The 245-nt window shown below is 49.8% G+C and carries 1 protein-coding gene; it reads left to right on the plus strand.

What is annotated here, in order from left to right; translation table 11 throughout:
* Positions 1–245: saccharopine dehydrogenase NADP-binding domain-containing protein (locus R0J87_RS23490; protein ID WP_498889394.1), on the plus strand; the 245-nt coding region annotated here is incomplete at both ends.

Below are 245 nucleotides of genomic sequence, written 5' to 3' on the forward strand. Positions count from 1 at the left end.
CGATGAACAATTGAAACAAGTCATCTCACAGGCGGATGTCGTAATCAATGCGCTGTTCTATACGTTCAATGAAAAAGTGGCAGAAATCGCTATTGAATGCGGTGTTCATTCCGTCGATCTTGGCGGGCATATCGGGGGCGCTACAGAAAAAGTGCTTGCCATGCACGAACAAGCAGTAAAGCAAGGCGTGACGGTCATACCGGACCTCGGCGTTGCGCCGGGCATGATCAATATCTTGACCGGAT

Origin of the sequence: Halomonas sp. SIMBA_159 (genome assembly GCF_046536035.1) — a bacterium.
Lineage (GTDB): Bacteria > Pseudomonadota > Gammaproteobacteria > Pseudomonadales > Halomonadaceae > Vreelandella > Vreelandella venusta_A.